Raw genomic sequence first — 12,518 nt, 5'->3', positions numbered from 1 at the left:
ACGACACCGTCAAAAATCGAAATTGATCATCTTCTTCATCACCATGATGCCGATCGACATCCAGATCACGCAGCCGACCAGCATGAGCTGACCGGTGGGGTGGGTCCAAAGCAGCGAGATGTAGTGCGGCGTGGTGAGATAGACGAGGAACATAACGATCGGGGGCAGCGAGCCGATGATGCCGGCCGAAGCCTTGGCTTCCATCGACATCGCCTGGATCTTCTCCTTCATCTTCTTGCGGTCGCGCAGCACCTTGGAGAGGTTGCCGAGCGCTTCGGAGAGGTTGCCGCCCGACTTCTGCTGGATCGAGATCACGATGCCGAAGAAGTTCGCCTCCGGCAGTGGCATGCGTTCATAGAGCCGTGAGCAGGCCTCGCCGAGCGGCATGCCGATCGCCTGCGTCTCGATGATGGCCAGGAACTCGCTGCGCAGCGGCTCCGGTGCATCGGCCGCGACGACCTTGATCGAGTCGAACAGCGGCAGACCCGCCTTGATACCGCGGACGATCACGTCGACCGCGTCGGGAAGCGCCGCCAGGAACTTGGTCTCGCGTCGCTTCTTCAGGAAGTTCAGCGCCCAGCGCGGCAGGCCGAAGCCGCCGGCAAAAGCGAGGCCGGCGGCGCCCAGCAAGCCGCCTCCGACGAACATCGCCGCGGCGAACAGCAGGCCTGCCACGACGGCGGACACGACCCAGAATTTCTGCGGGGTCCAGTCGAGCCCTGCCTGCGAGATGCGGACGCTGAGCGGAACGCTCTTTTCCTGCTGACGCCGCGCCTCGAGATCCTTGAGCGAGGTCTCGACCTGCTCACGACGCGATCGTTGGTTCTTCTCGGACTGCTTGGCTGCGGGCGCGTCGGCGCGCGCGATCGAGGCGCGGCGGCTTTCGGCCTTCCGCTCTCCGGACAGCAGTGGATAGAGGAAGACCCAGGCGATGCCGCCGACGGCGGCAGTGGCGAGAAAGGCGAGGGCGAGGACCTGAATGTTCATGGCGACCTGCTCAATTCGGCGGTGCCGATTCCGCGGCGTCGAGCGCGGCGGCGAGACGCTTTTCCTCGCCGTAATAGCGGGCGCGTTCCCAGAATTTCGGGCGGCCGATGCCGGTCGAGCGGTGCTTGCCGATGATCTTGCCGTTGGCGTCTTCGCCGATCAGGTCGTAGAGGAAGATGTCCTGCGTGATGATGGTGTCGCCTTCCATGCCCAACACCTCGGTGATGTGCGTGATGCGGCGCGAGCCGTCGCGCAGGCGCGCGGCCTGGACGATGACGTCGATGGAGGCGCAAATCATCTCGCGGATGGTGCGCGACGGCAGCGAGAAGCCACCCATCGTGATCATGGATTCGCAGCGCGACAGCGCCTCGCGGGGATTGTTGGCGTGGAGCGTGCCCATCGAGCCGTCATGGCCCGTGTTCATAGCCTGTAGCAGGTCGAACGCCTCGGGTCCGCGGACTTCGCCGACGATGATGCGCTCGGGGCGCATACGCAGGCAGTTGCGCACCAGCTCGCGCATGGTGACCTGGCCTTCGCCTTCGATGTTGGGCGGACGCGTCTCGAGCCGCACCACATGCGGCTGCTGGAGCTGGAGTTCGGCGGCGTCCTCGCAGGTGATGACGCGCTCGTCGTGCTCGATGTAGTTGGTCAGACAGTTGAGCAGCGTGGTCTTGCCCGAGCCGGTACCGCCGGAGATCAGCACGTTGCAGCGGACGCGGCCGATGATCTGGAGGATCTCGGCGCCTTCAGGCGAGATCGCGCCGAACTTGACGAGCTGATCGAGCGTCAGCTTGTCCTTCTTGAACTTTCGGATGGTGAGGGCGGGGCCATCGATCGCCAGCGGCGGCACGATGGCGTTGACGCGGGAGCCGTCGGCGAGGCGCGCGTCGCAGATCGGCGAGGATTCGTCGACGCGGCGTCCGACTTGGCTGACGATCCGCTGGCAGATGTTGAGGAGCTGCTGGTTGTCACGAAAGCGGATGCCGGTGCGCTGGATCTTGCCCCCGACTTCGATGAAGACGGTGCCGGCCCCGTTCACCATGATGTCCGCGATGTCGTCGCGCGCGAGCAGCGGCTCCAGCGGGCCGTAGCCGAGCACGTCGTTGCAGATGTCGTCGAGCAGCTCTTCCTGCTCGGCGATCGACATCACGATGTTCTTGATCGCGATGATCTCGTTGACGATGTCGCGGATTTCCTCGCGCGCGGACTCCGAATCGAGCTTGGCGAGCTGCGCGAGGTCGATGGCCTCGATCAGCGCGCCGAAGATGGTCGCCTTGACCTCGTAGTAATTGTCCGAGCGCCGGCTCTCCATGGGGGGAGGCGGCGGGGCCTTGGCAGGGGCAAGCGGCGGCGATGCGACGGCCGGCGGGGGCGGGGCGCGCGACACCGTCGGCGCCGGAGCCAGGGAAGGCTCGGGCGACACGGCGCCGGGCTTGGGAGCCCGCAAGTCGGTGTCTGTTCCGCTACGCTTACCGAACACTTAACAACTCCATGCGGCGGCTATTTTCCCCGCAACTTCTCAATCAGGGGTGAAAACAGGGACGACTTTTGTTTCTTCGTCTCGCTGCGGCCGGTGAGGCGCTGGGCGATCTGAAGGAACATCTCGATCGACTTGTGGTTGGCCGAGATCTCCGCGATCATTTGGCCGTTGTTGGCCGCCGAGCCGAAAATCTGCGGCTCGAACGGGATCGAGGCGACCGGCTGGCTCTCGATCGCCTTGGCGAATTCCGCGGCGGCGATTTCGGGCCGTTTCGGGACACCGACCTGGTTCAGGCAGTAGATCGGCGGCCGGTCGTTCGGGCGCGAGGCCTTCAGCAGGTCGAACAGATTCTTGGTATTGCGCAGATTGGCGAGATCGGGCGCGGCCACTATCAGGATGTCGTCGGCTCCGACCAGGGCGCGCTTGGTCCAGCCCGACCATTGGTGCGGAATGTCGAGCACGATGCAAGGCATGGTGGAGCGCAGCGTGTCGAACACGGAATCGAACGCATCGGAGCCGAAATCATAGACCCGGTCGAGCGTCGCGGGCGCCGCCAGCAGGCTGAGATGGTCGGTGCATTTCGACAGCAGGCGGTCGATGAAGGCCGTGTCGACGCGATCGGGAGAAAACACGGCGTCGGCAATTCCCTGTGGCGGGTCCTGGTTGTAGTCCAGGCCGGCCGTGCCGAAGGCCAGGTCGAGATCGGCGACGACCGCGTCCATCGCAAGGTCGCGGGCGATCGCCCAGGCCACGTTGTGCGAGATGGTGGACGCGCCGACGCCGCCCTTGGCGCCGACCACGGCAATGATGCGGCCGACCGCTTTGGCTTCGGGCGCCGAGAACAGGTTGCAGATCGAGCGCACGACGTCGATCGCGCCGACCGGCGCGAGCACGTAGTCGCTGACGCCGCGGCGCACCAGCTCGCGGTAGAGCATGACGTCGTTGATGCGGCCGATCACGACCACGCGGGTGCCGGCGTCGCAGACAGTGGCGAGCTGGTCGAGCCCGCCCAGGATGTCGTTGCGGCCGTCGCTCTCGAGCACGATCACGTTCGGCGTCGGGGCAGAGCGATAGGCTTCGATCGCCGCCGCCATGCCGCCCATCTGGATTTTCAGATGGGCCTTGCCGAGACGGCGATCCTCTCCGGCCGACTGCACCGCGGCAGCGGTCTCCACGGTCTCGCAGAAGGCCTGCACCGAGACACGCGGCGAGGGTGCAATATGCTCCTCGACAGGTGGCGGCGGAGTCTCCGGCTGCTCTTCTTGAGGTTGGCGAGCGTAGCTGATCATTTGCCGGTGTCGCTGAGTTTGGCCTTGTCGGCCTCGGGATAAGTGGTCGCCGTCGTCGTGCCCTTGCGGTATTTCTCGAAGGACATGGTGCGGCGCGCCGTGTAGGACGGCGTTTCAGGCCTTGGCTGCTCGAGATCCGAAGGATTGGCGACCATCGCAGCGAGATTGCGCTGATAGGCGCAGCCGTAATTGTAATAGTCCTTGTTCTCGAACCAACGCTTGTTCTTCATCGAGGGACCGATGTCCTCCGGCCACAGGCCGCAGGGACCCGCGACGGCGGCGATCTTCGAGTAAGTGAGCCGGATCGGCGGCAGGAAGCGCTTGTCTTCCGGCTGATAGGGACGAGCGACGATGCCGCGGGGCGGAACGCCCGCCGCCGCCAGCATCGCCTGGATTTCACGCATGGTGTCCGCCACCGGACGCGCATTCGGCGTGCCGGACGGCACGTCGATACGGATGGCGCCGGTCCCCTCCTGCAGCCAGGCCGACGCGACCCCCATCACGTCCGCGCGTTGGGCGGCGGTCAGCCCCCCGCGCGCATGGCCGACGAAAACGACGATCGAGCGGTTCTGCTCTTCGACCGCGATCGGATGGCGCTGTTTGTAGTCGTCCGGAATGGAGGCGGTGAGCGCTTCGTCGTGCTGGCAGCCGCCGAGGGCGAGCGCCATGCCGACGAGCGCGCCACCGAGGCATAGGGCGCGCTTGCGAAGCTGGGGTGGTCTTGTGTTCATCGTGAAGTCCCCGTTCGCCTCAGTCGGTGATGAAGCCGTAGGTGCCGCGGTAGTTTCTGGCCGGCTCGGTCCGGTTCGGCACACCGTAGATGCGGTTGATGTTGCCGATCAGTTGGGCCTGCGGATCGGCAGGCGCGGAGAAGCCGTCATCCGGGCGCGACAGATCCTTCTGCGCGACCGCACGAACGACATAGGGCGTCACGATCACGACCAGCTCGGTCGCGTTGTTGACGAAGTCGCGACTGCGGAACAGCGTGCCGAGGATCGGGAGCTGCATCAGCCCCGGCAATCCGCTGACGGCCTGCTTGGTCTGCTGCTGGATCAGGCCGGCCATCGCCATCGCGCCGCCCGAGGGAATTTCCAGTGAGGTCTCGGCGCGGCGGGTCCGGATCGAGGGCACCGTCAACGAGTTCACCGAATTCGCGCTCACAGCCTGGGACAGCGTGATCGAATTCTCGTTCGACAGCTCCGAGACTTCCGTCATCACGCGCAGGCTGATCTTGCCTTCGCTCAGAACGATCGGCGTGAAGTTGAGCGAGATACCGAACTTCTTGAAGCTGATCTGGGTGGTACAGACATGCGTGACGGGATCGCACGCATAGCCTGCCGGCACCGGGAATTCGCCGCCGGCGATGAAGGTCGCGGACTCCCCGGAGATCGCGGTCAGGTTCGGCTCGGCCAGCGTCCGGATCACACCCGCGGTCTCCATCGCGCGCAAAGTGGCCTGCACGCTCGGCGTCGCGCCGAACTTGGTGGTCAGGTTGTTGCCGTCGACGAGATTGCGGCCGAGGGCGGTGAACGGGTTGGAGTTGGTGAAGCTCACCACCGAGGTGCCGTAGTTCAGGTTCGCGGAGAGGTCGATGCCGAGCTGCTTGACGATGTTGCGCTGGACTTCGGCGACCGTCACCTTCAGCATGACCTGGTCGCGGCCGCGGACCACGATCGAGTTCACCACCTTGTCGGCGCCGCCGGCCAGTCGCGCGGCGAGATCGTTCGCCTGCTGCGCCTCCAGCGGGTTCGCCGCCGTGCCGCTCAGGACGACGCCGTCGCCGAGCCCGTCGATCTGGATGTCGGAGTTCGGCAGGATCTGCTTCAGCGCGGCCCGCACGCCGTTGAGGTCGCGCTTGACCGCAATGTCATAGGCCGCAATCTGCTGGCCGGCGGAATCGAAGAACACGATGTTGGTCTGGCCGACGGTCGCGCCGATGATGTAGGCGCGCTGCGCCGAGCGGACCACCGCATTGGCGATCTTGGGATCGGCGACCAGAACGTCCTTGATGTCCCGCGGCAGGTCGATCACGACGGACTTGCCGACGCCGAGCGAGAGGAAGCGCGCGTTGATCTGGCCGTCGGCCGCGATCGGGGCAACCGGGCGGTAGTCGGCAGCGACCGCGGGAGTCAGCACCGGGTTGAGCGCCAGCGCAAGAGCGGCCGAAAACGACAGAGCGCGAACCACCGAGGTTCGCATCGTCACCGTGTTTGCCCTGTGCTTGATATCGACTGTCTTCATCGTGCTTTTGCCGTCTGACTCGGAATGCCGTAGCGGATGATCGAAACGCCGTCGCGCTTCTGCGCGGAGTCATCGAGCGTGATCTCGCTCACCTTGACGTCGGCTATGCTGCGTAGCGCCAGCGACAGCGTCCCGGCCTGGCGGGCCGACGAGAGCGCCTGGGTCTGCGCGGCATTGAGTTCCAAGGTCACGGTCTTGCCGACCACCGTGTTCTGGCCGTCCTTCTCCTTCGGCGCCTGATCGATGGCGAGGACACGGATGTTGGCCAGGATGATCTCGGAGGTAATGATGTCGGGGGCGCCGTTGCTCTGGTCGGGATTCTTGAGGCGGCGCGTGAGGATCACGTCGACGCGGTCGTTGGGCAGGATGAAGCCGCCGGCGCCGGTCTCCGGCGAGATTTCGGTCGAGATCGCCCGCATGCCGGTCGGCAGGATTGCCGCCATGAAGCCGGAGCCCTCGGTCTTGACCAGCTTCTGGTCGCGGATGGGCTCGCCCTGAATGAAGGGAGCGCGCGCGATCGAGCCGGTCACCTGGGTCACTCCCTCGGGACGTTCATTGCGGCGGATGAAGGCGGCGCTGGCGGTCGCGGCCGGCCAGGTCTGCCATTGCACGTCTTCCGGCTTGACGGTCTGGCCGAGACCGATGTCGTTCTTGGCGACGAGGACGTCGACGGTCGGAAGCTGCGCGACCGGAGCTGGAGGCGGCGCAGAATTGTCCGAGCCGCTCGCCAGGTACGCGGCGACGCCGCCGGCGCAGATGGCGACCGTCAGGACGACAATGCGTGCCCTATTCATACGCTTCACTTTCCAACAAGACGCCGCGACGCTGCCGCCGCCGTAATCGGCAGTTGACCAGCTATTCGTCAAAGCATGGTTAATGAGGCGTATCTAAATTGCCTTAACGCAGGGTTACCCCAGTGCGTTCAGCGCAGTGCGAGGTGAGCGAGGTCGATCGCCTTCACCCATTCGGTCTCCGGGTAGACCATTAACGCGCTCAGCGCGAGCGCGATGCCGTAGGGAATGCCGCTCTCCTTGGCGTGCAGCCGTGCGAGCCAGGCCTGGCCGGCCAGCCCGTAGGGCAGCGGCCATTGCCGGAACTGGAGCAGGAGCAGCGTCAGCGCTCCGCCGAACAGTGAGGCGTAGAGCAGGAAGTTCATCAGATGGGCAAAGCCGAACCAGAGCGCGACGGAGGCCGCGACCTTGGCATCGCCGCCGCCGACCCAGCCCATCGCAAAGCAGCCGAAGGCCACGACCAGCACAAGTGCGCCGGCACCGACATGGCTCAGCATCTCGTAAGGTGCCATGCCACCGGCGGCAGCGAGGGCGAAGAAGCCTGCGACCAGGACCAGCGATACGCGGTTCGAGATCGTCATCGTGAAGAGATCGCTCGCCGCGGCGAAGGCCATGAGGGCCGGGAAGAGCATAAGGCGCGCAAGGTCGAGGATCATGGGCTGCGTCTTGAGGCCTGGTTGTTCGCGGAAGCTGGCGCCAAGCATGCTAGCCCGCAGTGCTAAACAAACCGACAACGGCAGCCGGGCAGCGGCTCCGGCGAAAACGTGCTCACCAGAGGCTGGCAATGCGCACGGCGAGCACGGCCGTCGCGAGCAACAGCGCAAGGCAGACCCAATAGGCCGGCGAGCCGGCATGTGCCGCCTCCGCCTCGTTCGCCGCGACTGCGGCCCTGGTTCTGTACTCGCGCAACGCCACTGGAACTCGCCGTCTTCAGAAAAACAAAGGCCCCGGAGGTCCGGGGCTTTTGCAGTCGCTCGTCGGTCGCTTACTTCAGCGAGGAGCTGATCGAGCCGAACTTCGTGTTCATCGTGCTGCCGAGGTTGTTGACCACGGTGATGATGGCCAGCGCGATGCCGGCGGCGATCAGACCGTATTCGATAGCGGTGGCGCCGGATTCATCCTTGGCGAAACGCGCAATCAGGTTCTTCATGAACAAAACTCCGTCTGGTTGGGATCGCCTCGTTCGGCGCTGTCGTTGACGCGACGAACATGTGAGCCGAGCTCTTTCGGTAGAGTTAATTCGATCGCGCAAACCCGCGCCTTGCGCGATGCTTTTGCCCAGAGTGAATTTCACCTTAAGGCGGCAGTTGAAATTCGGTCCTGCGCCGAATCCGGCGCACGCACGCCGCCGGCTTCACCCTCCCTTAAATTTCGCGGAGTACGCCTAGGCTGGACAGCAATTCCGAAGTGAGGCGACGATGTCGAGCCTGCCCATGCAAGTCGCCCTGATGCTCGGCGAGACCATCCAGAAGATGCTTCCCGTCACGCTGGTGCTCGCTGCGGTATTCACCGTGCTCGAGCACTTCTGGGCCTGCAATCCCGGCGCGCCCTGGTGGCGCAAGCGCGAGATCCTCACCGACATCTGCTACTGGTTCTTCGTACCCGTGTTTGCCCGCACCATGCGGATCGGGCTGCTGATCGTCGGCGCCGGCGTCGTCTTCAACATCCACGACGCCGACGATCTCATCGCCTTCTACGACAACGGCCATGGCCCGCTGGCGCAGCTGCCGCTGTGGGCGCAGGCGGTGCTGTTCCTGGTGCTGTCCGACTTCATGCTGTACTGGCTGCACCGGCTTTTCCATGATGGCGGTTTCTGGAAGTACCACGCTATTCATCACTCCTCCGAGGAGATCGGCTGGATCTCCGCGGCACGCTTCCATCCCGTCAATCTCGTGCTCGGGACGATCGGCGTCGACGTGGTGCTGCTGATGGCCGGTATCTCCCCGAACGTCATGATCTGGCTTGGCCCGTTCACCACTTTCCATTCGGCCTTCGTGCACGCCAATCTGAACTGGACCTTCGGACCGTTCAGATATTTGCTGGCGACGCCGGTGTTCCATCGCTGGCACCACACCTCGATCGAAGAGGGCGGCAACACCAATTTTGCCGGGACGTTCCCGATCTGGGACGTGCTGTTCGGCACCTTCCGTATGCCGCAGGGCCGGCTTCCCCAGGATTACGGCAAGGACGAAGCGACCATGCCGAAGGAGTTCGGCGGCCAGATCGCTTTTCCGTTCCGCCAGTAGCCCTGCCGCCACGAAGCGCCGGTCGCTTCAAACAATCATCGGCGAGTTTGCGGAACGTTCACGAATTGAGGGCAGGTTAGCCGGGTCGGGCACCGGCTCCGCTGTAATCTGATCGTTTCTGCCGGTTTGTGACGTCCCGGGGGTAAGTGTATGCGTAAAGAGTTGCTGCGCCGTCAGGCGCGCGTCTGCCTTCTGGTTGCGGCTGCGGTGCTGGCATCGTCTGGTGCCGGGCTTGCCGAGCCCACCGCCGATACCATTGCGGTCAATGTCGACCAGGCCAAGCTGGTCCGGCTCCCTGGCAAGGTCGCAACCATCGTCGTCGGCAATCCGCTGATCGCGGACGTCACGCTCCAGCCCGGCGGCATGATCGTCGTGACCGGGAAGGGCTATGGTGCCACCAATTTCATCGCGCTCGACCGGGCCGGCGAGATCCTGGTCGACCGCCAGATCCAGGTCGAAGGTCCGAGCGATCGGCTCGTCACCGTCTATCGCGGGATAGAGCGCGAGTCCTACAGTTGCATGCCGCTTTGTCAGCGTCGCGTGACGCTCGGCGACAGCGACACCTACTTCAACAATACGATGAGCCAGGCGGGTTCGCTGAGCAACAATGCCAGCGGCACTGCCGGCGCAGGCGCCAAGACCAACTAAACGCGGTGAATCCACATCGCTCGGTAGTTAGGACATGAAAAAGGCCGTGCGTCGCGCACGGCCTTCTTGATTCCTTGGCTCGCTCAAGCCGAACCGGGCATGGGCCCGGCGGGCTCAACCGGCGGCGCGGAGGTTGTCCGCTGCCGACTTGCCGGAGCGGCGGTCGGCCACGATCTCGTAGGAGATCTTCTGGCCTTCCTGCAGCGTGCCGAGGCCGGCGCGCTCGACGGCGCTGATGTGAACGAACACGTCGTTGCCGCCATCGTCGGGCTGGATGAAGCCAAAGCCCTTGGTCGAGTTAAACCACTTCACGGTTCCCATGCTCACGGGGGTAGTCCCTTCTCAGATACACAATGTAAAAGCCGGCTTGCGCAGGCTGGTTAGATCGAATTTTGGAAGGGTCGTCAGCGTGTCTGAACCGGCTGTACCGGTGGATGCTAATGTCGTCCGGCCGAAAATCGATTAATTCATTTTATCGGAATTAGGGCCTACAGACAATCCGGACGTGCAAGATTTCTTGATCCGCCGTGATGTCACGGCGGATCAGCATGCAGATCGGAATTTTGCATTCGCGCTCGCGCGTCGAGAGGCGATCAGCGGCGGCGGAACTGACCGCCGCGCTGCGGGCCACCTCGCGGCGGACCGCCGGCCGTCGCGGGGCGTTCGTCCTTGTGACGGAAAATCAGCCGGCCCTTCTCGAGGTCATAAGGCGACATCTCTACTGTCACGCGGTCGCCCGCGAGTGTTTTGATGCGGTTCTTCTTCATCTTGCCGGCGGTGTAGGCAACGATCTCGTGTCCGGCGTCGAGCTGCACGCGGTAGCGGGCGTCGGGGAGGATTTCGGTGACCAGTCCTTCGAACTGGATCAGCTCTTCCTTAGCCATGTGGTTGTCTCCAGGTCGTGAACGGCTAGTGCGAATGAGGGTTGCGGTTCGGTCGGCTGTTGGGACGACTCTCGCGACGCAAAAAGGCAACGCCTTGTATTCCATCAGGCTTGCCGGCGCTATGCGCGGGACGCTGTTCCGACCGATCGGTTGGTGAGGAATTCACCTTACCACCGGAACCGTGACGACGGCGAGCCCCCTTCGCGGCCCTGTGGCCTTCGTTGGGCCTGCCATCAACAGGTCTGCCCTCGGCATGGCGTCCTTCGCCATGCCTTTCGTCGGCACGCCGTCCGTCGCCGTGCCGTGCACCTTGCGGACGCTGGCCGGGGCGGCCGCCCGGGCGCCCCTGTCGCTGCTGGGCGGGGGGAGGGCCCGCGTCGCGGCGGCCGGCGTCGGTGCGGAGATCCTCGCGTGGCAGCGCCACCTTGATCAGCCGCTCGATGTCACGGAGATAGCTGAGCTCCTCACCGCCGGCGACCAGCGAGATCGCGGTGCCGTCAGCGCCGGCCCGCGCCGTGCGGCCGATGCGGTGGACATAGGTCTCGGGCACGTTGGGCAGGTCGAAATTGATGACGTGGGTGATGCCATCGACATCGATGCCGCGGGCGGCGATGTCGGTGGCGACCAGGGTGCGGATCTCGCCCGACCGGAACAGGCCCAGCGTGCGTTCGCGATGGTTCTGCGACTTGTTACCGTGGATGGCGCTGGCGGGGATGCCCGCCTTCTCGAGCGTCTTCACGACCTTGTCGGCGCCGTGCTTGGTACGGGTGAAGACCAGAGCCCGGTTGACCGGTTCTTCCTTCAGCAGCCTGGCGAGGAAGGACGGCTTGGCGGAGAAGTCGACCTGGATGATACGCTGGTTGATCCGCTCGGCGGTCGAGGAGACCGGGGTCACCGCGACACGGGCGGGGTCACGCAGCATGGCATCGGCGAGCTCGGCGATGTCCTTCGGCATGGTGGCCGAGAAGAACAGCGTCTGTCGCTTGATCGGCAGCTTGGCGACGATTTTGCGGATATCGTTGATGAAGCCCATGTCGAGCATGCGGTCGGCCTCGTCCAGCACGAGGAACTCGACGCTTCCAAGCTTCAAGCCGTTGCTCTGCACGAGGTCGAGCAGCCGGCCGGGCGTGGCGACCAGAACCTCGACGCCTTGCATCAGCGAGCGGACCTGGCGGCCCATCGGCACGCCGCCGATGGCAAGCGTCGAGGACAGGCGGATGTGGCGGCCATAGGCGTTGAAGCTGTCCAGGATCTGGCCGGACAGTTCGCGGGTCGGCGACAGCACCAGGACGCGGGCGGTCTTGGGCTGCGGCTTGATGCGGTTCTCGAGCAGGCGATGCAGGATCGGCAGCGCGAAGGATGCGGTCTTGCCGGTGCCGGTCTGGGCGATGCCGACGACGTCGCGGCCGGTCAGCGCCAGCGGCACGGTCTGGGCCTGGATCGGGGTGGGAGTGACGTAATTCTCTTCACGAAGAGCGCGCGCGATGGGTTCGGCGAGGCCGAAGTCCTGAAACGAAGTCAAAAGGGGGTTCTTTCCATGTCAAAAGCGGGCGCCCGGCGCATTCAGCGCGGCGCGCGCAAAGGGGTGTCGAGAAGACACCTGCGTGTTTGGGGTGTCGGATGGCTTGGGAGATATGGGGCAAGCCAGAGGCCCACAGGGGGCTTAAGAACACGCGGCTCGCTACGACCCCCTGATTCGCAAGAGGTCTCGCCCCTCATATGGAACATCGCCGGGGCGCTTTCAAGGCAAGCAGGCCGCAAACGACGATTGCGGTGCAGAAATAGTTGTGCCGTTAATTTAGCCAAAACAAGGGATTTGCATATAAAATAGCCTGCCTGCCGCTTTCGCATACATTCCAGCCGCCCATGATTTAGGCAGAGGGATGGCGGCGAAACTAGGAATCCAAGGAATTATACAAGTAAAAACAATAACTTGATGGGTGTCTAGTCCA

General features: G+C 64.4%; 14 protein-coding genes. 2 read left to right on the top strand and 12 right to left on the bottom strand.

Features of this window, described 5'->3' with window-relative positions:
* Positions 1-9: 9 nt before the first annotated feature.
* The 9 genes from BCCGELA001_RS32905 to BCCGELA001_RS32870 form a co-directional block, all read right to left on the bottom strand.
* Positions 10-987: a type II secretion system F family protein gene (locus BCCGELA001_RS32905; RefSeq protein WP_060737179.1), complete on the bottom strand. Its 978-nt coding sequence runs from the start codon at positions 985-987 to the stop codon at positions 10-12.
* Positions 988-997: 10 nt separating this feature from the next.
* Positions 998-2,467, bottom strand: coding sequence for a CpaF family protein (locus tag BCCGELA001_RS32900; protein WP_060737178.1), 1,470 nt, complete (start codon positions 2,465-2,467; stop codon positions 998-1,000).
* Between the two features lie 20 nt (positions 2,468-2,487).
* Positions 2,488-3,756 carry an AAA family ATPase gene (locus tag BCCGELA001_RS32895; protein WP_060737177.1) on the bottom strand — a complete coding sequence of 423 codons (1,269 nt, stop codon included), beginning with the start codon at positions 3,754-3,756 and terminating at the stop codon, positions 2,488-2,490.
* Complete coding sequence (locus BCCGELA001_RS32890; protein ID WP_060737176.1) at positions 3,753-4,487, bottom strand: CpaD family pilus assembly protein; 735 nt, start codon at positions 4,485-4,487, stop codon at positions 3,753-3,755. Before BCCGELA001_RS32890 ends, BCCGELA001_RS32895 begins: the two co-directional genes overlap by 4 nt.
* A 19-nt stretch (positions 4,488-4,506) precedes the next feature.
* Positions 4,507-5,997: a type II and III secretion system protein family protein gene (locus tag BCCGELA001_RS32885; RefSeq protein ID WP_144441615.1), complete on the bottom strand. Its 1,491-nt coding sequence runs from the start codon at positions 5,995-5,997 to the stop codon at positions 4,507-4,509.
* A complete protein-coding gene (gene cpaB, locus BCCGELA001_RS32880) occupies positions 5,994-6,791 on the bottom strand; it encodes a Flp pilus assembly protein CpaB (RefSeq protein ID WP_008546932.1) in 798 nt (265 codons plus the stop codon). Before cpaB ends, BCCGELA001_RS32885 begins: the two co-directional genes overlap by 4 nt.
* 128 nt (positions 6,792-6,919) lie before the next feature.
* Positions 6,920-7,444: an A24 family peptidase gene (locus BCCGELA001_RS32875; protein ID WP_060737983.1), complete on the bottom strand. Its 525-nt coding sequence runs from the start codon at positions 7,442-7,444 to the stop codon at positions 6,920-6,922.
* 112 nt (positions 7,445-7,556) lie between these two features.
* Entirely contained in the window at positions 7,557-7,703 is a 147-nt protein-coding gene (locus BCCGELA001_RS38555; RefSeq protein WP_167520388.1) for a hypothetical protein, read from the bottom strand.
* A 70-nt stretch (positions 7,704-7,773) separates the two neighbouring features.
* The gene (locus BCCGELA001_RS32870; protein ID WP_008546920.1) at positions 7,774-7,938 is read right to left on the bottom strand and encodes a Flp family type IVb pilin; all 165 of its coding nucleotides are present in this window, start codon (positions 7,936-7,938) and stop codon (positions 7,774-7,776) included.
* Between the two features lie 268 nt (positions 7,939-8,206).
* Here BCCGELA001_RS32870 and BCCGELA001_RS32865 point away from each other — a divergent pair, with 268 nt between their 5' ends.
* Positions 8,207-9,034: a sterol desaturase family protein gene (locus tag BCCGELA001_RS32865; protein WP_008546918.1), complete on the top strand. Its 828-nt coding sequence runs from the start codon at positions 8,207-8,209 to the stop codon at positions 9,032-9,034.
* 150 nt (positions 9,035-9,184) lie between these two features.
* Complete coding sequence (locus tag BCCGELA001_RS32860) at positions 9,185-9,682, top strand: pilus assembly protein N-terminal domain-containing protein (protein WP_008546917.1); 498 nt, start codon at positions 9,185-9,187, stop codon at positions 9,680-9,682.
* Positions 9,683-9,796: 114 nt separating this feature from the next.
* Here the strand turns inward: BCCGELA001_RS32860 and BCCGELA001_RS32855 are convergent, their stop codons facing one another.
* From BCCGELA001_RS32855 to BCCGELA001_RS32845, 3 genes are all read right to left on the bottom strand, one after another.
* Positions 9,797-10,009, bottom strand: coding sequence for a cold-shock protein (locus tag BCCGELA001_RS32855; RefSeq protein WP_008546915.1), 213 nt, complete (start codon positions 10,007-10,009; stop codon positions 9,797-9,799).
* Between the two features lie 266 nt (positions 10,010-10,275).
* Positions 10,276-10,566: a translation initiation factor IF-1 gene (gene infA / locus BCCGELA001_RS32850; protein WP_008546913.1), complete on the bottom strand. Its 291-nt coding sequence runs from the start codon at positions 10,564-10,566 to the stop codon at positions 10,276-10,278.
* Between the two features lie 25 nt (positions 10,567-10,591).
* Positions 10,592-12,088, bottom strand: coding sequence for a DEAD/DEAH box helicase (locus tag BCCGELA001_RS32845; protein ID WP_060737175.1), 1,497 nt, complete (start codon positions 12,086-12,088; stop codon positions 10,592-10,594).
* Between the last annotated feature and the right edge of the window lie 430 nt (positions 12,089-12,518).

Origin of the sequence: Bradyrhizobium sp. CCGE-LA001 (genome assembly GCF_000296215.2) — a bacterium.
Lineage (GTDB): Bacteria > Pseudomonadota > Alphaproteobacteria > Rhizobiales > Xanthobacteraceae > Bradyrhizobium.
Note: the sequence above shows the minus strand (reverse complement) of the source record. Positions and strands in the feature narration are given on the sequence as shown.

Bases quoted from the DNA above. Each gene is read 5' to 3' on its own strand.
- BCCGELA001_RS32905 (WP_060737179.1), bottom strand. From the start codon at position 987: ATGAACATTCAGGTCCTCGCCCTCGCCTTTCTCGCCACTGCCGCCGTC.
- BCCGELA001_RS32895 (WP_060737177.1), bottom strand. From the start codon at position 3,756: ATGATCAGCTACGCTCGCCAACCTCAAGAAGAGCAGCCGGAGACTCCG.
- BCCGELA001_RS32890 (WP_060737176.1), bottom strand. From the start codon at position 4,487: ATGAACACAAGACCACCCCAGCTTCGCAAGCGCGCCCTATGCCTCGGT.
- BCCGELA001_RS32885 (WP_144441615.1), bottom strand. From the start codon at position 5,997: ATGAAGACAGTCGATATCAAGCACAGGGCAAACACGGTGACGATGCGA.
- cpaB (WP_008546932.1), bottom strand. From the start codon at position 6,791: ATGAATAGGGCACGCATTGTCGTCCTGACGGTCGCCATCTGCGCCGGC.
- BCCGELA001_RS32875 (WP_060737983.1), bottom strand. From the start codon at position 7,444: ATGATCCTCGACCTTGCGCGCCTTATGCTCTTCCCGGCCCTCATGGCC.
- BCCGELA001_RS32870 (WP_008546920.1), bottom strand. From the start codon at position 7,938: ATGAAGAACCTGATTGCGCGTTTCGCCAAGGATGAATCCGGCGCCACC.
- BCCGELA001_RS32865 (WP_008546918.1), top strand. From the start codon at position 8,207: ATGTCGAGCCTGCCCATGCAAGTCGCCCTGATGCTCGGCGAGACCATC.
- BCCGELA001_RS32860 (WP_008546917.1), top strand. From the start codon at position 9,185: ATGCGTAAAGAGTTGCTGCGCCGTCAGGCGCGCGTCTGCCTTCTGGTT.
- infA (WP_008546913.1), bottom strand. From the start codon at position 10,566: ATGGCTAAGGAAGAGCTGATCCAGTTCGAAGGACTGGTCACCGAAATC.